Source organism: Halomonas garicola (genome assembly GCF_031935715.1).
GTDB lineage: Bacteria > Pseudomonadota > Gammaproteobacteria > Pseudomonadales > Halomonadaceae > Vreelandella > Vreelandella garicola.
This window is the reverse complement of sequence record NZ_JASSZF010000032.1, coordinates 14,828-33,378: the sequence shown is the minus strand read 5'-3', so window position 1 is coordinate 33,378 and position 18,551 is coordinate 14,828. Positions and strand designations below refer to the sequence as shown.

The 18,551-nt window shown below is 65.5% G+C and carries 14 protein-coding genes; 9 read left to right on the top strand and 5 right to left on the bottom strand.

What is annotated here, in order from left to right; genetic code table 11:
• Positions 1–323: 323 nt before the first annotated feature.
• Complete coding sequence (locus tag RS027_RS11240; RefSeq protein WP_311956914.1) at positions 324–1,334, bottom strand: adenosine deaminase; 1,011 nt, start codon at positions 1,332–1,334, stop codon at positions 324–326.
• A gap of 40 nt (positions 1,335–1,374) precedes the next feature.
• On the bottom strand, positions 1,375–2,346 hold the full coding sequence (locus tag RS027_RS11235) for a calcium/sodium antiporter (RefSeq protein WP_311956912.1): 972 nt from the start codon (positions 2,344–2,346) through the stop codon (positions 1,375–1,377).
• A gap of 153 nt (positions 2,347–2,499) precedes the next feature.
• On the opposite strand from RS027_RS11235, the gene RS027_RS11230 reads away from it, so the two are divergent.
• The 6 genes from RS027_RS11230 to RS027_RS11205 all read left to right on the top strand — a co-directional run bounded on the left by RS027_RS11230 (position 2,500) and on the right by RS027_RS11205 (position 9,211).
• Positions 2,500–3,867 (top strand): PqiA/YebS family transporter subunit, encoded by a 1,368-nt coding sequence (locus RS027_RS11230; RefSeq protein WP_311956911.1) that lies wholly within the window; start codon positions 2,500–2,502, stop codon positions 3,865–3,867.
• A complete protein-coding gene (pqiB, locus tag RS027_RS11225; RefSeq protein WP_311956910.1) occupies positions 3,860–5,557 on the top strand; it encodes an intermembrane transport protein PqiB in 1,698 nt (565 codons plus the stop codon). The genes RS027_RS11230 and pqiB overlap by 8 nt, the downstream gene beginning before the upstream one ends.
• 45 nt (positions 5,558–5,602) lie before the next feature.
• Positions 5,603–6,190 (top strand): PqiC family protein, encoded by a 588-nt coding sequence (locus RS027_RS11220; RefSeq protein WP_311956909.1) that lies wholly within the window; start codon positions 5,603–5,605, stop codon positions 6,188–6,190.
• A gap of 110 nt (positions 6,191–6,300) precedes the next feature.
• Positions 6,301–7,569: a DEAD/DEAH box helicase gene (locus RS027_RS11215; protein ID WP_311956908.1), complete on the top strand. Its 1,269-nt coding sequence runs from the start codon at positions 6,301–6,303 to the stop codon at positions 7,567–7,569.
• 47 nt (positions 7,570–7,616) lie between these two features.
• Complete coding sequence (locus RS027_RS11210; RefSeq protein WP_311956907.1) at positions 7,617–8,117, top strand: hypothetical protein; 501 nt, start codon at positions 7,617–7,619, stop codon at positions 8,115–8,117.
• 20 nt (positions 8,118–8,137) lie between these two features.
• Positions 8,138–9,211 carry an asparaginase gene (locus tag RS027_RS11205; protein WP_311956905.1) on the top strand — a complete coding sequence of 358 codons (1,074 nt, stop codon included), beginning with the start codon at positions 8,138–8,140 and terminating at the stop codon, positions 9,209–9,211.
• Here RS027_RS11205 and RS027_RS11200 read toward each other — a convergent pair.
• The gene (locus RS027_RS11200) at positions 9,208–9,630 is read right to left on the bottom strand and encodes an SRPBCC family protein (protein ID WP_311956902.1); all 423 of its coding nucleotides are present in this window, start codon (positions 9,628–9,630) and stop codon (positions 9,208–9,210) included. The two genes, RS027_RS11205 and RS027_RS11200, sit on opposite strands and share 4 nt — an antisense overlap.
• A gap of 224 nt (positions 9,631–9,854) precedes the next feature.
• On the opposite strand from RS027_RS11200, the gene queC reads away from it, so the two are divergent.
• Positions 9,855–10,553 (top strand): 7-cyano-7-deazaguanine synthase QueC, encoded by a 699-nt coding sequence (queC, locus tag RS027_RS11195; protein ID WP_311956900.1) that lies wholly within the window; start codon positions 9,855–9,857, stop codon positions 10,551–10,553.
• 41 nt (positions 10,554–10,594) lie between these two features.
• Positions 10,595–10,882 (top strand): YkgJ family cysteine cluster protein, encoded by a 288-nt coding sequence (locus tag RS027_RS11190; protein WP_311956921.1) that lies wholly within the window; start codon positions 10,595–10,597, stop codon positions 10,880–10,882.
• 5 nt (positions 10,883–10,887) lie between these two features.
• On the opposite strand, the gene RS027_RS11185 is transcribed toward RS027_RS11190, so the two are convergent.
• Both RS027_RS11185 and RS027_RS11180 read right to left on the bottom strand, forming a co-directional pair.
• Positions 10,888–14,781, bottom strand: coding sequence for an ATP-binding protein (locus tag RS027_RS11185; protein ID WP_311956898.1), 3,894 nt, complete (start codon positions 14,779–14,781; stop codon positions 10,888–10,890).
• A gap of 31 nt (positions 14,782–14,812) precedes the next feature.
• Entirely contained in the window at positions 14,813–15,427 is a 615-nt protein-coding gene (locus RS027_RS11180; RefSeq protein ID WP_311956919.1) for a MiaE family protein, read from the bottom strand.
• Positions 15,428–15,867: 440 nt separating this feature from the next.
• Here RS027_RS11180 and acnB point away from each other — a divergent pair, with 440 nt between their 5' ends.
• Positions 15,868–18,471, top strand: a complete 2,604-nt coding sequence (gene acnB, locus RS027_RS11175; RefSeq protein WP_311956897.1) for a bifunctional aconitate hydratase 2/2-methylisocitrate dehydratase — start codon at positions 15,868–15,870, stop codon at positions 18,469–18,471.
• Positions 18,472–18,551 lie beyond the last annotated feature (80 nt).

Here is an 18,551-nt window from a genome sequence, read left to right as displayed (position 1 = left end):
GTTCAATCTGAGCCATGATCAAACTCTTCGGTTTACGATCATTGTGATCCTTGCTTTCCGCTGCCCGAGGGCATTGGAAAAAGCGGATCAAACTTGGCTCAAGGTTTCAAACGTTCTCAAAAAATCCAGAAATCGAGATTTCCAAATTCTGACGAGTCGCTTGCCTTGATAGTAGGTGATTTGTCACCCACCCAGGCAAGCGCCCACATGAATTACCTGATCAACTTGTTAAAGAGCTTGAGAAGTCGCGCTTGGCGCTGCCTCTCGATGGGTGCGTATCATACCAGCGATTAAACCGGCGTCAATTGTTCGCCGCGCTTTTTTTACTTCCCCGACGCCCACGCCAGGTCGGCGAGGCGGCCCAGCAGCGTTTGGCGCCTTGCTTCGGGCATAAAGCCTGCGCTGATAGCGCTTTGGCTGAGCGACAGGAACGTCGTTGCGTCCCAGCCAAACGCCTCCGCGCACGCCAGATGATTGCTTAGCATGCCGCCGCCGAAATACGCCGGATCATCCGAGCTGAGCGTAACATTGAGACCCGCCTCCCGCATGGCAGGCAGCGGATGCGCCGCCATCCTGTCGACGATGCCAAGGCTGACGTTGGAAAGCGGGCAAACGGTGAGCACCGTTTGCTCACGCCTCAAGCGCTCTACCAGCGTGTCGTCGGTCATGCACTGTATGCCGTGATCGATGCGCTCAACGCCAAGCTCGTCAAGCGCCTCGCGCACATAGGCAGCCGGCCCCTCTTCGCCGGCATGCGCCACCCGGGCCAGCCCGAGCTCGCCGGCCCGAGCAAATACGTCGGCAAAGCGGCCCGGCGGATAGCCACTCTCCGCGCTGTCCAGGCCGACGGCGTGCAGGTCCGGCCAGTAGTCGCGCGCCTGCTCGAGCAGAGAAGCCGCCTCAGCCACCGGGCGATCGCGCAAAAATGCCATGATCAGGCCTACGCTCAGATCAAGCGCCTGCTCGGCCTGGCGCACCGCGCCCAGCAGGCCCTGCATCACGCTTGCCAGAGGCACGCCCCGCTGTATATGCGCCTGGGGGTCAAAATGCATATCGATATGCATCACGCCCTCATCCCGGGCACGAATGAAATAGTCCATGGCCAGGTCATGAAAGTCCTGCGGCGTGCACAGCACGTTCATTCCCTGGTAATAAAGATTTAGAAATTCCTGCAGGTGACGAAAGCGGTACGCCTCTTCTACCTGCTCGATATCGGCGTAGAGCAGCGTAATACGGTTGCGCTCGGCCAGCCGGAACATCAGCTCCGGCTCAAGCGTTCCCTCGATATGCAGGTGCAGCTCCGCCTTGGGTAAGCGTTGCAAAAAATGCCGCATGGTCGTTTCCTTTTTTGTTATTGCATCGCCCAGAATCGCGTCAGGCGATGACCATGGATACCATGTAGGTAGTGTACGCCACGAACAGGGCGAGCAGGATGCCCCCTTCGAGGCGATTAATCTTGCGCGGGCGCCCGCGCCAGGAAAACGCAAAGATGATCATCAGCAGGGTCATCACCGTCATCACGATCCAGTCCCGGGTAAGCACGTCCGGCCCTGCTTCAATCGGAGTAATCACCCCGGCGAGCCCTACCACCCCAAGCGTATTGAAAAGGTTGGACCCCACCACGTTGCCCAGCACCATATCGTGCTCCTTGCGCCGCAGCGCGCTGACCGATGAAGCAAGCTCGGGCAGCGATGTGCCGATGGCCACCACGGTAAGCCCGATAACCAGTTCGCTGACGCCAAAGGCCGTGGCAATATCGACCGCGCCCCATACCAGCAAACGCGAGCTGCCGATCAGCACGACCAGGCCAGTGAGCGTCCAGCCAAGCGCGGCGCCCCGGGACATGGGCTGGCTATCCAGCGAGTCGCTGACCTCATCCATCAGCGCGTCGTCCTTTTGCGCTCGCGACTGCAGGATGCTCAGCGTCATGAAACCGCCGAGAATCAGCAAGATCATCGCCGCTTCCCAGCGGGCCACAAAACCGTCGAGCAGGATAACCCCGGTCAGCACCGTGACCATCATCAGCACCGGCATTTCCTTGCGGATGACGCTTGAGTGCACGGCAAGGGGTGCCAGCAGCGCCACCAGCCCCAGCACCAGACCAATGTTGGCAATATTGGAGCCGTAGGCGTTGCCCACGGCAAGCCCGGGGCTACCCTGTAGCGCGGCAAGCACCGACACCATCATTTCCGGCGCCGAGGTGCCAAAACCGATCACCAGCATGCCGATGAGCAGCGGCGACAGCCCGAGCCAGCGCGACGTCGCCGCCGCGCCGTCAATGAACTTGTCGGCACTCCAGACCAATAACACCAGGCCGGCTATCACGGCCAGGACGGGAAGCAGCATAACGTTTCCTTCGTGGGTTTATCTGGGTACTATCGCCGCTGCATCGTTATGGAAGCGGCCGGGCGCGTCAAGCGCTGATCCACGCTCAGGAAAAAAGCGTGCCGAACATGCCCCGAGGCTTGCCAACGCATTAGCGCGTAGTAAGGAGAAGGATTGGTTCAGTATCGTCTGCTCAAACGGCCTGCGCTCCCCCGCCAGGCCCCCTATGTAGACCGTTCGCCGCCCGAGATCCACACTCGGCGCCGGCGGCTGCGCGCCTGTCACGAATGCGACTGGCTCTGTGCTCTGCCGCCGCTGAGCCCCGGCGAAAAAGCCGCCTGCCCGCGCTGCCACCATGCGCTGGTCAGGCGCCATCACCACCCGGCCCAGCGCAGCATGGCGCTAGCCTTTGCCGCCTTCATCGCCCTGCTGGTAGCCGTCTCGTTTCCCTTTATCAGCTTCAGCGTCAGCGGCGTCAGCAACCGTATCGAGCTGCACCAGACCGCCACGGCGCTCATCAACTTTCATCAGCCGGTAGTAGCCGTTGTGGTTATCCTGACCATCGTGGTGCTGCCGGCCTGCTACCTGCTGGCCGTCATGTGGCTACAGCTGGGGCTGATGCGCTATCGCCCGCTGCCGTTCAGCCGCGATATTGCCCGGGCGCTCACCCACCTGACGCCCTGGATGATGGCCGATGTCTTCATCATTGGCGCCCTGGTTAGCCTGATCAAGATTTCCGGTCTGGCGCAGATATCGCTGGGGCTATCGTTCTGGGCGTTTTGCGTTTTCGCCTTTTTATTGCTGCTGACCAGCCAGTCGCTGGATGCCGACTGGCTGTGGTTTTCCCTCGACGGCGAACCCCTGGCACCGGAAGGCGCTCAAACAGGCGCTCCCGCCGCGGCCCAGCAGCTGACCGGCTGCGCCACCTGCGGGCTGGTCAACCGCCTGGAAACCACAGGCAAGACGCGCTGCCGGCGCTGCGGAGAGCGCCTTCACGCCCGCCATCCGCACAGTATTCAGCGCACCTGGGCATTTCTCGTCGCCGCGGCGATCCTGTATATTCCGGCTAATCTGTACCCGATCATGAACGTGACCAGCCTGGGGGAAGCCTCCTCGTCCACCATCATCGGCGGCGTCGTTGAGCTCTACCAGTCAGGCTCGTGGCCCATTGCGCTGGTTATTTTCGTTGCCAGCGTCATGGTGCCGGTCGGCAAGCTGTTCGCCCTTAGCTGGCTATGCCTTGTCACCCGTCGAGGCCGCACGATCAACGCCCAAAGCCGCACTGTCCTCTATCGCGTCACCGATTTTATCGGCCGCTGGTCGATGGTCGACGTCTTTGTTGTGGCCATCCTTGTGGCGCTGATCCGCGCCGGGACGCTGATGTCGATCACTCCCGGCCCCGCTGAGCTGGCTTTTGGCGCGGTGGTCATCCTTACCATGCTGGCCGCCATGTCGTTTGACCCGCGCCTGATCTGGGACGCTCCCTTGCCGGCTGCCAAAGCGCAAACTCACACCGCCTTTCAGGGAACTGTCGATGGCTAATGAAACACCAAATGACCACCGCACGCCCAATGATCCCACGCCGACCTCGGGGCTGGATCGGGCCAAGGCGTCGGCTCAGGCAAGGCTATCGCCTATCTGGATCATTCCGCTGATCGCCGTGGTCATCGGCATGTGGCTGGTTTACGACAACTACTCCAGCCGCGGCACCCAGATCAAACTCACCATGGAAAACGCCGAAGGCATCGAGGCCGGTAAGACCCTGATCCGCACGCGCAACGTCGAAGTCGGCCAGGTCCAGAGCGTGCGTCTGTCCGACGATCTCTCCCACGCCGTTATCGGCGCCCGGATCCATCCCGAGGCCGAAGACATGCTCACCGAAGACAGCCGCTTCTGGGTGGTCAAGCCGCGCATTGGCCGGGAAGGCATCAGCGGGCTTAACACCGTGCTGTCCGGCGCCTATATCCAGCTTGAGCCGGGCAGCTCCGACGAGCTCAAGCGCGAGTTCACGGTCAGCGACGTGCCGCCGGTAGCGCCAACAGGCGTCGCCGGTCTGCAGCTCACCCTGGTCAGCGAGCTTGGCAACTCGATGAAGGTAGGCGACCCGGTCTCCTATCAGGGCTACACCGTAGGCCGCGTCGAAGAAGTCAATTTCAAGCCCGAAGAGCGCCAGGTGTCGCACAACATCTTTATCGAAAAACCCTACGCCAGCCTGGTCACCGACAACACGCGGTTCTGGAACACCAGCGGCATTGACTTTCGCCTGGATGCCGACGGCATCAGGGTCAACCTGGAATCCCTCGAAGCCCTGCTGGGCGGCGGCGTCACCTTTGGCGTCCCCGCCGACCTGCCCACGGGCCAGGCCGTCGACTCCAACACCCGCTTCAGCCTGTATGCCGATGAGGACAGCGCGCGCCAGGGCACCTTCGATCGCTACATCGAATACGTCCTGCTGGTCGACGACACCGTGCGCGGCCTGAAAAAAGGCGCTCCGGTCGAGTTTCGCGGCGTCCGCGTGGGGACCGTCGCCGCCGTGCCCTGGAACTTTACCGCGCCTCAGCCGGACTCGCGCTCAAGCTTTGCCATCCCCGTGCTGATCCGGATCGAGCCTCAGCGCCTGGGCATTGCCGATGAAGGGCTCGACCTTGACGAGTGGCAGACGCGCTTTCGGCAGATGTTCGATATCGGCCTGCGCGCCACCCTCAAAAACGGCAACCTGCTCACCGGTGCCCTGTTTGTCGACCTGAACTTCCAGGATAGCGAAAGCGACGACTACGCTGCCGAAACCTTTGCCGACGTGCGCGTCTTCCCCACTACCACCGGCGGTTTCGCGCAGATTCAGGCGCAGATCACCACGCTGCTGGAAAAGCTCAACGAGCTCGATGTCGACCCGTTACTCGACGGGCTGGACCGCAACATGCAGGCGGCCGAAGCCACGCTCAACGAAGTACAGGGCGTCTCCGAGTCGCTCAACAACCTGCTCGACAGCCCCGAAACCCAAAACATCGGCAGCAATCTGAACGAGACGCTCAAAGAGCTTCGCACTACGCTTGAGGGCGTATCGCCGAATTCGCCGGCGTACCGGGACATTCTTTCGACCATGGAACGCATCGAACGCTTGCTGCGCGACCTGCAGCCGCTAACCAAAACGCTGAACGAGAACCCGCGGGCGCTGCTGTTTGACAACCTTGATACCGAAGATCCCGTGCCGCGGGCACCGGAAGCTCCCTGATCACGCACCGGCGCCCGATGTCAACGCCACTAAAAAGGAAATGCCATGCTTGTCTTCCAGCGCCTTTTGCCATTGCTCGCCGTGCTGTTGCTGGGCCTCGGGCTTGGCGGCTGTGCCGGTAAGGTGTCGCCGTCCTCGCGCTACCTGCTGCCGGCCGCTACCCCTGAAGTGCCCAGCGCGCCCGAGGCGACGCTGGCGCTTGGGCGGCTACGCCTGGCGCACTACCTGGACGTCGAGGGCATCGTCATGCAGCTTGACGACATCGAGCTTCGCGAAGCCCGAGAGCACCGCTGGGCCGAAGGCCTTGATCAGCAGCTGACGCGCAATCTCAAGGCGCACCTGTCCCAGGACTTGCCGGCCTGGCGCGTCACCCAGGCAAGCCCGGGCGACAACGACGCCTATAACTTGGACGTCAGCATCGACCAGTTCCAGGGACGCCACGACGGCTACGCCGTGGCCAGCGGCCAGTGGCAGCTGCGAAGCGCCGAGGGCCGCCTTTTGCACATGGACAGCTTCAGCGCCCGCACCGCCCTTGAGCAAGACGGCTACCCCGCCTTGGTGCGCGCCCTGGGCCAGAGCCTTGAGCAAGCCGCCGACGAGATTGCCGCCGGCATCCGGCGCGCCGTGTTATGATGCGCGACCGCGTTTAGCGCGCGACGCTTTTATTATTGTTGACTACGCCGGGCAGCGCTTGCCGGCGTTTTATCACACGGCGATCGTTTCCGGCGCCGTGCGGAGATACTATGGATTTTTCTGACCTTGGCTTAACGGCCGAACTGCTTGAAGCGATCAACGCCGAAGGCTATACCACGCCCACCCCTATTCAGGCCCAAGCGATTCCTACGGTCCTTGCGGGCCACGACCTGCTGGCCAGCGCCCAGACCGGCACCGGCAAGACCGCCGGCTTCGGCCTGCCCATGCTTCAGCTCCTTGAGCGCGGCCGGCCGGCGAAAAGCCGCCAGGTACGCTCGCTGGTGCTGGCGCCGACCCGGGAGCTCGCCGCCCAGGTGGGCAAGAGCATTGCCGCTTACGGCGCCGGGCTCAAGCTGCGAACTCAGGTCATCTTTGGTGGCGTGGGCCAGAACCCCCAGGTCGAAGCGCTCAAGCGCGGGGTCGATATCCTCATCGCCACGCCCGGGCGGCTGCTGGACCTGCACCAGCAGGGCCACGTCGACCTCTCGAGCCTGGAAATTCTCGTGCTTGACGAAGCCGACCGCATGCTCGACATGGGCTTTATTCACGACATCAAGCGGCTGTTGCGGCTGATGCCGACCAAGCGTCAGAACCTGATGTTCTCCGCCACTTTCTCCAACGATATTCAGGCGTTGGCCAAACAGCTGCTGGACGACCCCAAGCAGATCGACGTGGCGCCGCGCAACACCACCGCGGAAAAGATCGAGCAGACCGTCTATCAGGTCGACCGGGAGAAAAAGCGCGAGCTGCTGGCCCACCTGATCGACACCCAGCAGTGGTATCAGGTGCTGGTCTTTACCCGCACCAAGCACGGCGCCAACCGCCTCGCCGAACAGCTCTCCAAGCGCTCCATCCCCGCCATGGCCATCCACGGCAATAAAAGCCAGGGCGCGAGAACTCGGGCGCTGGGGGCCTTCAAGAGCGGAGATCTGCAGGTGCTCGTCGCCACCGACATTGCCGCGCGCGGGCTGGATATCCACCAGCTGCCCTACGTGGTCAACTTCGATTTGCCCAACGTCGCCGAAGACTACGTGCACCGCATCGGCCGCACCGGGCGCGCCGGCAGCCAGGGCGAAGCCGTCTCGCTGGTCTGCATCGATGAAGCCCAGCTGCTGAAAAACATCGAGCGGGTGATCAAGACCTCGCTCGAGCGCCGGGTGGAGCCGGGCTTCGAGCCGGATCCCAACGCCGTCGCCCAGCCGATTGAAAACGGCCGCCGCTCCGGCAAACCGCGCAGCGACAGTCGCGCGCCCAGCTCCGACCGCAACCGCAAGCCGCGGCGCTCGCGCAACCGTCAGCGCAGCTCCCAGAGCCGCTAGCGCCCAGCGCGGCCTGCCCTTTTTTATTGACACAACGTGGAGTGACTATGGCGTCGTCCAGCCTAATTGCCGATTACCGCCGCTGGCTCACCTTTCAGCGCCAGGAACAGCTGAGCCGGGAGCACGCCGGCATCGTCCAGCGCCTGGAAGAGGCCCACGCCTCCTCCCGGCAGGTCATGCAGGCCTACCGCAGCATGGCGGAAAAAGCCGCCGCCGAAGGCGCCTGCTACCGCACGCTGTTTTTGCGCACCCGGGAAGACGGCGAAGCGCTGGTATGCGAAGGCTGGCTGTTTATCCGCCGCCTGCTCAGCGAAGGCCAGCAGGCGCGGATACGCGCCACCCTGCTGGAAACCTTCACCCTGGAAGACGGCGTCATCGCCCCCGGCGACAAGCCCGCGCGCAAGGTCACCCTGGAAATTTTCGATCGCGTGCACATGGACAAAGGCATGCGCACCAACGTTCAGGTGGACTGCCTGGATAACGACCACGACTACCACTTCATCACCCTGCTGGACGCCGTGCGCGGCGACCTGCGCCCCCACCTCTAACCGAGGATCAGGAGAGCCGCATGGACGATACCGTTAACCGCCGTCAAGCCCTGCCGGTGCGGGTCATCTATACCGGCGGCACCATCGGCATGCTGCCCGGCGAGGGCGGCCTGGCTCCGGGCGGCGACTTCGCCGCTCGGCTGGAAAAAGCGCTGGCCACCCTGCCGGTAGACAGGCGTCGGGCGCTACCGGCGCGGGCGGTACACAGCTACTCGCGCCTGATTGACTCAAGCGCGGTCACGCCGCGGGACTGGCACACCCTGGCCGAAGATATTCGAGCGCATCGCGCCGACTACGCCGGCGTCGTGGTGGTGCACGGCACCGACACCCTGAGCTGGACGGCGGCGAGCCTTTCCCTGCAGCTGCGCACCCCGGGCTTTCCGGTCATCGTCACCGGCGCCATGCAGCCGCTGGAAGCGCCGGGCAGCGACGCGCTTGATAACCTTGAGGGCGCGCTGCGCTTCGCCGCGGAGCCTGGCCTTGACGGCGTCGCGGTGTATTTTGCCGGCCGCCTGCTCCACGGCGCCCGGGCCATCAAAGAGCACGCCTCGGCGGCGGATGCGTTCGCCAGCCCCAACGCCCGGTTGCTGGGCGAATACCGCGGGGCACCGCGGCTGTTCGCCCCTCCCCGGAACACCGGCCCCGACGCCGACGTCGTCAGGCTGTTGACCCGCGCGCCGGCGGACTATGGCCAGGTGAATCAGGGTGAGGTCGCAAGAATCGTGCTGTGGCCGGGCATGGCAGCCTGGCAGCTGGGCGCCTGGCTGGAGGATAGCCGGGTGGCAGGGGCGCTTTTAGAGCTGTGGGGTGCGGGCAACATTGCCGACGACCCGGCGCTGCTCGAGGTGCTCAGGCGGGCGGGCGACCGGGGCAAGCTGATGGCCGCAGTCAGCCAGTGCCCCCGGGGCAGAGTAGCCATGGGAGCCTACGCCGCCGGCCAGGGGCTTAACCGGGCCGGGGTGCTTTCCGGCGCCGATATGACCCCGGAAGCCGTCTACACTAAGCTTGTTCACCTGCTCGCCCTGCCGCTTGACAGCGCCGCGCGCCGCCGGCTATTCATCGCGCCCTGGGCCGGGGAGCGCAGCGACGACTAATCGCCGTTGTCGAGCCTGGCTTCCACCCGCTCGAGGATTTGCCGGCTGACCTTGCTTACCAGCGGCGTCGCCGCCCGGTTGACGGCCTTTTCCATCAGCCGGCTGCCGATCTCGTAGCTCAGCGTCAGGGTCACCTCGGTCCCCTCGGGCACGCGCTCCAGGTGATAGCGCCCCTGGTTTTTCACCCCGCTCAGCGATTTCCAGGCAAGCGTTGTCGGCGCGCTGGCCTCCACCACCGCCACGTCGAAGGTCCAGTCCATCTTCAGCGCGTGGACGTACCAGCGGTAGCGCTCATCGCCCAGCGGCTCGATGCGCTCGATCAGATCCGAATAGTCGGCAAAATCCTCGACCCGGCGCAGCAGGGCAAACACGCGCTCGGGGGCGGCGCTGACAATCTCGCTATGTTCAATAGTGGCCATGAGGGTTTCCCCGGGTAAAAGTCTTTGGCGTAGGCACAGGGCCATGATGCCAAGCCTAACACGCCGGCAAGGCGGGCCTCACAAATCCCGCCTCGGCAGGGCAAGCTCAGGCATCGCGCCTTTTATGGGCTGCCTGACTGGCGTAAACTGCCCGGCGCCGGACCGGATCCCGGATGCGCCCCGCCGCCCTCGGGGCCTATACACTCTCCGCCCAAGGACACCGTATGCCTGCCCCGAACACGCCTGAATCAAACGCCGCCGTCGTCATCTATTCCGGCGGCATGGACTCCTTTACCGTACTGCACCGCGCCCTGCGCGAAGGCCGCCGGGTCCATGCGCTGTCGTTCGACTACGGGCAGCGCCACGCCCGCGAGCTGGAAACGGCTCGCCGGGTGTGTCAAGCGCTGGACATACCGCATCAGGTGGTGGATATCCGCGCGATACACGGCCTGATCGATAACTCCGCGCTCACCGACGCCTCCCGCTCCGTCCCCGAAGGCGACTACGCCGAGGACAACCTCGCCGCGACGGCGGTCCCCAACCGCAACATGATTCTTTTATCGCTTGCCATTGCCAAGGCGGTCAACATCGGCGCCGACCGCGTCGACTACGGCGCCCACGGCGGCGAGCACGTCCTCTACCCGGACTGCCGCCCCGAGTTTGTCGAGGCCATGCGCCACGCCGCGGGCCTTGCCAACCTGGCGCCGGTCGAGGTGCATGCCCCCTACCTGGACCGGACGAAAAGTGACATTCTGGCGGACGGCCTGGCCATGGGGCTTGACTACGCCGAGACCTGGACGTGCTATGCGGGCAGCGAGCTCGCCTGCGGCCAGTGCGCCAGCTGCCGGGAACGGCTCGAGGCCTTCGCCGCCAACGGCGCGCGCGATCCGCTGGCCTACGCAAGCGCTCCGGGCCACTCGTGAGCCGCCCTGCTACCGACAGCGCGGCCGGCCGGGTATTTTATATCGCCCCCGCCGAGGCGCCGCCGGCGTCGACCTCTGACGGCTGCCGCCCGGGCTGCGGCGCCTGCTGCATCGCGCCTTCCATCAGCTCGCCGATTCCCGGAATGCCCGACGGCAAGCCGGCCGGCGAGCGCTGCGCCCAGCTGGATGATGATAACCTCTGCCGGCTATTCAACGACCCTCGCCGCCCGGCCGTTTGCCGGCAGTTCGACTACGACGCCGCCGTCTGCGGCGAGCACCGCAACGACGCCCTGGACACGCTCACCGCGCTTGAAACCCTGACCGCCTGAGCCGGTCATGATTCAGGGGAAGCCGCGGCCAGCCGCCGCTCGGCAAGGCTCATCCAGCGCAGCAGCACCGGCGCATCGCTGTGCCGGACCTCTCCCAGCAGACGCCGAAAGTCGTCAAGCGCCGCCTCATCGTCCGGGGCAACCAGGGTCAGCCACAGCTCGAGCGCGGCAAGCGCCTGGTGGCGATTGCCCTGCTTGCGCGCCCGTCCAAGCGCCAGCTCGGCGAGCGCCGTTACGTCCGCCGTCGGCCGCCCCTGGCGATCGCGCACGTAGGCCAGCTGAACGGCAAGTTCGGGCAGAAACAGCGTATCGCGCTTCAGGGCAATCTTGAGGCACCGGTCGAGATAGCCTTCTACCGTATCCAGCTTGCCCAGCGCCAGGCAGGCGTCGGTGTACCACAGCACCGGGCGCAGGTAGCGCTCAAAGCCGGTGAGCTCGGCCATGTGCGTCAGGCACTCTTCCAGCTCGGCAAGTCCTTCGCCATCGCCGCCCAGCGCCCGTTGCCAGCCACGCACACCCCGGGCCGAGATCTGCCACAGCGCCAGATCCGCCGTATTGGCAATGGCGGCGGCCCGTTCGGCATGGCGGCTGGCCAGGTGCACGTGCCCCAGCTGGCGGTACAGTGCGGCCCCCACCAGGTGCGCCATGGCCTGCGTGCCCGGATGATTGATCCGCGCGGCCAGGCGTATCGCGCTTTCCACCTGGCGCTCGGCGCGGGCATAGTCGCCGTACAGGCACAGCGCCCAGCTCTGAAAGCACGCCGCGGACACCTGAGGGTGATCGGAAAACGGCAGCCACTCGATCATCATCGGCGCATTGAGCGGATCCAGCGCTTCCAGCCGGCGGTGCGCCTCGTCGACGTTGGCCGTCCAGTAGGCGCTGTGGGCCCGGGCGTAGCCCGCCAGCCGGCGGTAGCGCGGCTCTTCAAGCCGCCCCGCCAGATCCATCAGGGTCGCCACCAGGGCCTGAGCCTCCCGGTGGTCGTAGCGCTGGCTGCGCGCGACCCAAAGCCCCCAGCTGACCAGAAATTCCGCGCCCGTATCGGCGGGCGCGCCGTCTTCCCCGGGCGTTTTTTCCAGCAGCGCGCGGGCGCGCTGGAAGCTTTCCAGCGCCATGGGTGAGCCGTGGCCCTCAAGGGCAAACGCCGCCTGGCCGCGCACCGTCAGCAGGCTGACCTGCCGGGCGGGGTCGTAGTCCACCCGCGCCAGGCTTTCCAGCCCCGAATCCGCCATGCGCAGCGCCGTGCGGTTAGCGCTGACCTTGAGCGCCTCCCGGGCGGCAAGCTCGAAATAGCGGGCGCTGCGGGCATCGTGGCCGCTTCGCGCCAGGTGCACGGCGAAGTCGCCCGGATGGCGGCTGATCCAGATCGGAAAGCGCGCTTCGATCAGCGCGACGACCTGCCGGTGGAGAGTCACGCGCACGTCCCGCGGGCACGACAGGTAGGCGGCTTCCTGCAGCAGCTGATGGCTGAACTGGTACATCTTGGCACCCCCCTGCGGGTCGTCCACCGGCTCGATGATTTCGAGCTTGAGCATGTGCTCGAGCGCGCGGCCAAGGGCCGTTGCGTCCAGCTCGCTGCTCGCGGCGAGAAAATCCTGGCGAAAACGGCGGCCGAGTACCGCCGCGACATGGGCCACGTGACGATCGCCGCCCAGCTGGTCGATACGGCTGGCCAGCAGGCCAAAAAGACCGTTGGGCAGCGCGTCCAGCTGCATCGGGCGGCCGTCGCGCCGGTCCATGTCCAGCCGCCGGCAGATTTCCTGCAGGTAAAGCGGCACCCCGTCGCAGCGCTCGATGATACGGGAGCGCAGCCGCGGGCTCAGGTGCAGGCGGTAGCGCTTTGCCAGCAGCGTTAGCAGCCGCGACGACTGCAGCTCATCCAGCGGCCCCAGCGCTATCTGCTGGTCCCAGTGCAGCTTGCCCGGCAGCGCTTCGCGACCGTGATGGCTGGCCACCAGCATGAACGCCGCGTTGATGGGCAGGCGCGCCTGCAGGGCCGCCAGCATCTTGAACGACGGCTCGTCGACCCACTGCAGGTCGTCAATCATCAGCATCAGGCTGCGTTCGGCGGCCAGGCGCTCTATTAACCGCTGAACCAGCGCCACCACCAGCTCGGTGGCCTCTGCGCTGCGCGTCAGCCGAGCTACGTCGGTCGCCTCACTGGCCCCCAGCGCTTCTTCCAGCAGCCGCTGGCGCCCGGCTTCCAGCTCGGGCATGGCCAGCCGTCCCTGAAGGGCACGCAAGTGGGCGGCGTCGGGCCGTGCATCAACGTGCCAGGCCACCAGCCGGCGGGCCACGGCGTACGGCTCGAGCACCGAAAGGCGCGTCATCGGCTGCCAGCAAACCGCCGCGCCGCGGCTCAGCTCCAGCTGGCGGAACCCGACCATCAGCGCCGATTTGCCCACGCCCGCGGCACCGCTCACCAGCACGCTCTGGCGCAGCCCGATACCGGCCCGGGCCAGCGCATCGCGCAGCTGGCGCAGCGCGGTTTCGCGCCCCACCAGGCTCGGCGGCACCGCCTCCCAGCGGCCCTCGCCCCGGCCCAGCGCCAGCGCCCGCAGGCGTACCCGGCCGTCGCTTGCCACCCGTCGCGTGGTCAGCCGCGGCTGCAGGTCCAGCGCCGGCGGCATGTGCTGGCTGGCCTCGCGGGAGATCACCAGCTCGCTGCCTTCCGCCGCGCCCATCAGCTCGAGCGACGTTTGCGTCACCTGGCCCAGCGGGTCCGCCAGCTGGCGCTCGGGCAGGTAGATGACCCGGCCGCTGTGCAGCCCGGCCGCCAGGGTGAAACTCGGCACCTCCCCTTCGCCCTGCCAATGGCGCGCCGCCTCCTGGGGCAGCGCGTGGCGGCAGTGTTCGTAAAGCGCCACCAGCTCGGCCAGCTGGTGGGCCGGCCCGTGGGTGCCGAAACAGGCAAGCCCCAGCCCGCCGGTGGCGCCGGGCAGCCAGAAGCCGCCGAGGTGATGGCACTGCTGCTCCAGCCAGCGCAAAAGCGCGCGCTGCAGCGCCAGGCAGTGCTGCAGCGCGCCGCGCTCCTGCCATTCGCCTTCAAGCGTCAGGCGGATGGCCATGACCGACAGCTGGCGCAGCTCGATCTCGTCTTCGCGCAGCGGCTCGCTATCGGCGGCAAGCGCTCGAGAATAGGCGCCCTGGTGCGTCACCGCCTGGGGGGCGGCGGCGTCCGACCAGTAGCGGGCCAGCTGTAGAAACGCGGGCTCGGGCTGCTGGCCGGACAGCGCCAGCAGCTGCAGGTAGGCATTGTACTGCTCGTGAGCCGCGGCCAGCTGCCCCTGCTCGGCCAGCTGTTTGACCCGACGCTGATGAAACGGCCCGTAGCCGGAAAAGCGGCGGGTCAGGGTTTCCAGCACGGCATTGGGTACCGGCTCGCAGGTATCTAGCGCCTGCTCGGCAAAGCGGATGACCCGCTGGCGCCACTCGTTGCGCACCTGCACCAGCCAGCGCTGAAAAGCCGCGCAGCTGATCAGCTGCAGCTCTTCGACCAGATCCCCCTGATAGCACGCCAGCACCGCCTCAAGGCCGGCCAGGTCCCGGGGACCGTCGAGCAGCGCTTCCAAGCGGTAAAGGTCGACCTGCCAGGCCTCCGGCAGAGTCAGCGCAATGGTCTGACGCGATACGCTCAGCACCTCATCGCTATGCGCTCCCAGCGCCTGGCGCAGGCTGTGCAGCGCGTGACGCAGGTTGGTACGCCCGGAAGAAACGCCCTGATCCGGCCATAAAAGCTCGGCAAGCGCTGCCCGGCTCACCGGCTGGCGGTTAAGCAGCAGGTACACCAGCAGCGCCTTGACCTTGTCGTAGCTGAACCGGGTGAGCACATCTTGATCCAGGGTGAGCGAAAAGTGCCCCAGGAGGACAAGCTGGTCCGTCTTGCAAGCATCGCGCATGGGTAAGATCCTGGCGTCGACAAGCGGCGGGCTAGGCGGGCACGCCGCTATGGAAACGAAAATCCGGGTCGGGTGAGCGTATCAGCTCCGCTTCGCGGGCGGCGAAAAACGCAATGCGCTCGTCAAGGGGCGCCTCGGTCTGCTGTCGGGCCAGCAGCAGGTAGTCCTCGTAGTGGCGGCCCTCGGCCTTGACCAGGGAGCGATAAAACTGCGCCAGCTCGGTATCCAGATAGGGGATCAGCCGGGCAAAGCGCTCGCAGCTGCGCGCCTCGATCAGCGCGCCGACAATCAGAATGTCGATCAAACGCTCGGGGTCACTGCCCCGCACGTAGCGGCGCAGCCCCTGGGCGTAGCGCGAGGCGCTCAGGTGGCGATAGGCCACGCCGCGCTTTTCCATCAGTTTAACCACCTGCTCGAAATGCAGCAGCTCTTCGCGCGCCAGCTGGGACATCTTGCTCAGCAGCAGCGGCTGATCGACGTAGCGGTAAAGCAGGTTCATGGCCGTGGAGGCGGCCTTTTTCTCGCACTGGGCGTGGTCGATCAATAGCGTCTCGGGGTTTGCCAGCGCCTCAACGAGCCAGGCCTCAGGCGTCGGGCAGCCGAGAAACGCCAGCAGGCTCTCGGGCAATAGCCCCTCGGCGCTCATGCCGTGGTCGGCTGGGGTCAGAAGGCCGTCCGCCGCGGCCCCGGCGGAAGAAGATAGCGTATGCGTCATGTCAAATTACCGAAGCGGGCCGGCAACCGGCCAGCGTTGATGTTGGGCATATGTCAGGTAAAAAGTCGTATCATCGCATGGTAACGCGGCGCTTGCGCAATCACATCTGCCGGACATGCCCGGTTTGTAGTCCGGTTTCCAAAATGCCGCACAAAACGCGCCGTCGGCGTTATTTTACGCCACGGGCTGCGTCCAAAGTGCAACGGCCGGGCCGGGAGGTTCGCTTAACATTGTCAACGGTTTACCGTAATATTACGCCGTTCCGTCGCGCCGCCTCGCCGCGCATGCCGCCTGCCCGGCTGTGCCTGAAGCCTGCCGTATCTGCCGACACCGCGCGTCGCCGCGCCTTTTCCAGCCAAAGAGGGTCCCCCGTGCTTGAAGCCTACCGCCACCATGTTACCGAACGCGCCGACGCCGGAGTTCCGCCCAAGCCGCTTGACGCCGAACAGACCGCCGCTCTGGTCGAGCTGCTGAAAGCGCCGCCGGCGGGCGAGGAAGAGTTTATCCTGGACCTGATCACCGAGCGCATCCCCCCGGGCGTGGACGAAGCCGCCTACGTCAAGGCCGGCTTTCTGACCGCCGTAGCCCGTGGCGAGGCCGAATCGCCGCTGATCGATAAGGTCCATGCGGTGAAGCTGTTGGGCACCATGCAGGGCGGCTACAACATTGCCTCGCTGGTCGAGCTTTTAGACGACGCGGGCCTTGCGGCCGAGGCCGGCGAGCAGCTCAAGCATACGCTTTTGATGTTTGACGCCTTCCACGACGTGGAGGAGCGCGCCCGGGCCGGCAACGCCGTCGCCCAGGGAGTGCTTGAATCCTGGGCCGAGGCCGAGTGGTTCCTGTCCCAGCCGGCGCTTGCCGAGAAGATCACCCTGACGGTGTTCAAGGTGCCCGGCGAAACCAATACCGACGACCTGTCCCCGGCGCCGGACGCCTGGTCGCGCCCGGACATTCCGCTGCACGCCAACGCCATGCTGAAAAACCCGCGCGACGGCATCGAGCCCCAGGTGCCCGGCGAAACCGGGCCGCTTGCGCAGATCGAGGCGGTCAAGGCCAAGGGCCACCCGGTGGTGTACGTCGGCGACGTGGTGGGCACCGGCTCCTCGCGCAAGTCGGCCACCAACTCGGTTTTGTGGTTTTTCGGCGACGACATTCCCTACGCGCCCAACAAGCGCGCCGGCGGCTTTTGCTTCGGCGGCAGCGTAGCGCCAATTTTCTTCAACACCATGGAAGACTCCGGCGCCCTGCCCGTTGAGATGGACGTGGAAAACCTCAACATGGGCGACGTGATCGACGTCTATCCCTACGCCGGCAAGGTTTGTCGCCACGGCACCGACGAGGTCGTCACCACCTTCACGCTCAAGACCCAGCTTTTGCTCGACGAAGTCCGCGCCGGCGGCCGGATTCCGCTGATCATCGGCCGCGGGCTGACCGCCAAGGCCCGGGAGTCGCTGGGGCTTCCCGCGACCGACGTCTTCCGCCTGCCCGAGCAGCCGGCGGATACCGGCAAGGGCTTTACTCTGGCCCAGAAAATGGTGGGCAAGGCCTGCGATCTTCCCGGCGTGCGCCCGGGTATGTACTGCGAGCCGAAGATGACCACCGTGGGCTCTCAGGACACCACCGGCCCCATGACTCGGGACGAGCTCAAGGACCTCGCTTGCCTCGGCTTCCAGGCGGACCTGGTCATGCAGTCATTCTGCCACACCAGCGCCTACCCCAAGCCGGTTGACGTGGACACCCACCATACTCTGCCGGACTTCATCATGAACCGCGGCGGCGTCTCCCTGCGCCCGGGCGACGGCATTATCCACAGCTGGCTCAACCGCATGCTGCTGCCCGACACCGTGGGCACCGGCGGCGACTCCCACACCCGCTTCCCGATGGGCATCTCCTTCCCCGCGGGCTCGGGGCTGGTGGCCTTTGCCGCCGCTACCGGCGTCATGCCGCTGGACATGCCCGAGTCCGTGCTGGTGCGCTTCAAGGGCAAGCGCCAGCCCGGCGTGACCCTGCGCGACCTGGTCCACGCCATCCCCTACTACGCCATTCAGCAGGGGCTATTGACCGTCGAGAAATCGGGCAAGAAAAACGCTTTCTCCGGCCGGGTGCTGGAAATCGAAGGTCTTGAGGATCTTACCGCCGAGCAGGCGTTCGAGCTCTCCGACGCCTCGGCCGAGCGCTCGGCGGCGGGCTGCACCATTACGCTCTCCGAGGACAGCGTCAGCGAATACCTGACCTCCAACATCACCCTGCTCAAGTGGATGCTGGCCAACGGCTACGGCGACGCCCGCACCATCGAGCGTCGCATCAAGGGTATGGAAGCCTGGCTTGAAGACCCAAGCCTGATGCGCGCCGACAAGGACGCCGAGTACGCCGAGGTGATCGAGATCGACCTCGACGAGCTCAAAGAGCCGGTCCTTTGTGCGCCTAACGACCCGGACGATGCCCGCCTGCTGTCTGACGTCGCCGGCGAGACCATCGATGAAGTCTTCATCGGCTCGTGCATGACCAATATCGGCCACTTCCGCGCCGCCGGTAAGCTTTTGGAACAGCAGCCCGCGGGCAGCCTGAAAACCCGCCTGTGGCTCGCGCCGCCGACCCGAATGGACCAGCACCAGCTCACCGAAGAGGGCTACTACGGCATCTTCGGCCGCGCCGGGGCGCGCATGGAAATGCCCGGCTGCTCGCTGTGCATGGGCAACCAGGCGCGGGTAGCGGCGAAAAGCACCGTGGTCTCAACCTCCACGCGTAACTTCCCCAACCGCCTGGGCGACGGCGCCAACGTCTACCTCGCCTCCGCCGAGCTTGCCGCGGTGGCCGCGGTGGAAGGCCGCCTGCCCACGGTAAGCGAATATCGCCGCTACATGAGCGAATTTGACGCCATGGCCGGGGAAATTTACCGCTACATGAATTTCCACGAGATCGAGGAATACCAGAACGCCGCGTCGAACATGATTCCGCTTGCCGAAGAGGCTTGACCGCAAGCGCTCATGGCGCTGAGCCTTTAACGCTCCGGCCCGATCTGCTCGGGTCGGGGCTTTTTATTGTCGGTCAACCA

Coding starts and splice junctions, on each gene's coding strand:
- RS027_RS11240 (WP_311956914.1), bottom strand. CDS start 1,334: ATGCGGCATTTTTTGCAACGCTTACCCAAGGCGGAGCTGCACCTGCAT.
- RS027_RS11235 (WP_311956912.1), bottom strand. CDS start 2,346: ATGCTGCTTCCCGTCCTGGCCGTGATAGCCGGCCTGGTGTTATTGGTC.
- pqiB (WP_311956910.1), top strand. CDS start 3,860: ATGGCTAATGAAACACCAAATGACCACCGCACGCCCAATGATCCCACG.
- RS027_RS11220 (WP_311956909.1), top strand. CDS start 5,603: ATGCTTGTCTTCCAGCGCCTTTTGCCATTGCTCGCCGTGCTGTTGCTG.
- RS027_RS11215 (WP_311956908.1), top strand. CDS start 6,301: ATGGATTTTTCTGACCTTGGCTTAACGGCCGAACTGCTTGAAGCGATC.
- RS027_RS11210 (WP_311956907.1), top strand. CDS start 7,617: ATGGCGTCGTCCAGCCTAATTGCCGATTACCGCCGCTGGCTCACCTTT.
- RS027_RS11205 (WP_311956905.1), top strand. CDS start 8,138: ATGGACGATACCGTTAACCGCCGTCAAGCCCTGCCGGTGCGGGTCATC.
- RS027_RS11200 (WP_311956902.1), bottom strand. CDS start 9,630: ATGGCCACTATTGAACATAGCGAGATTGTCAGCGCCGCCCCCGAGCGC.
- queC (WP_311956900.1), top strand. CDS start 9,855: ATGCCTGCCCCGAACACGCCTGAATCAAACGCCGCCGTCGTCATCTAT.
- RS027_RS11185 (WP_311956898.1), bottom strand. CDS start 14,781: ATGCGCGATGCTTGCAAGACGGACCAGCTTGTCCTCCTGGGGCACTTT.
- RS027_RS11180 (WP_311956919.1), bottom strand. CDS start 15,427: ATGAGCGCCGAGGGGCTATTGCCCGAGAGCCTGCTGGCGTTTCTCGGC.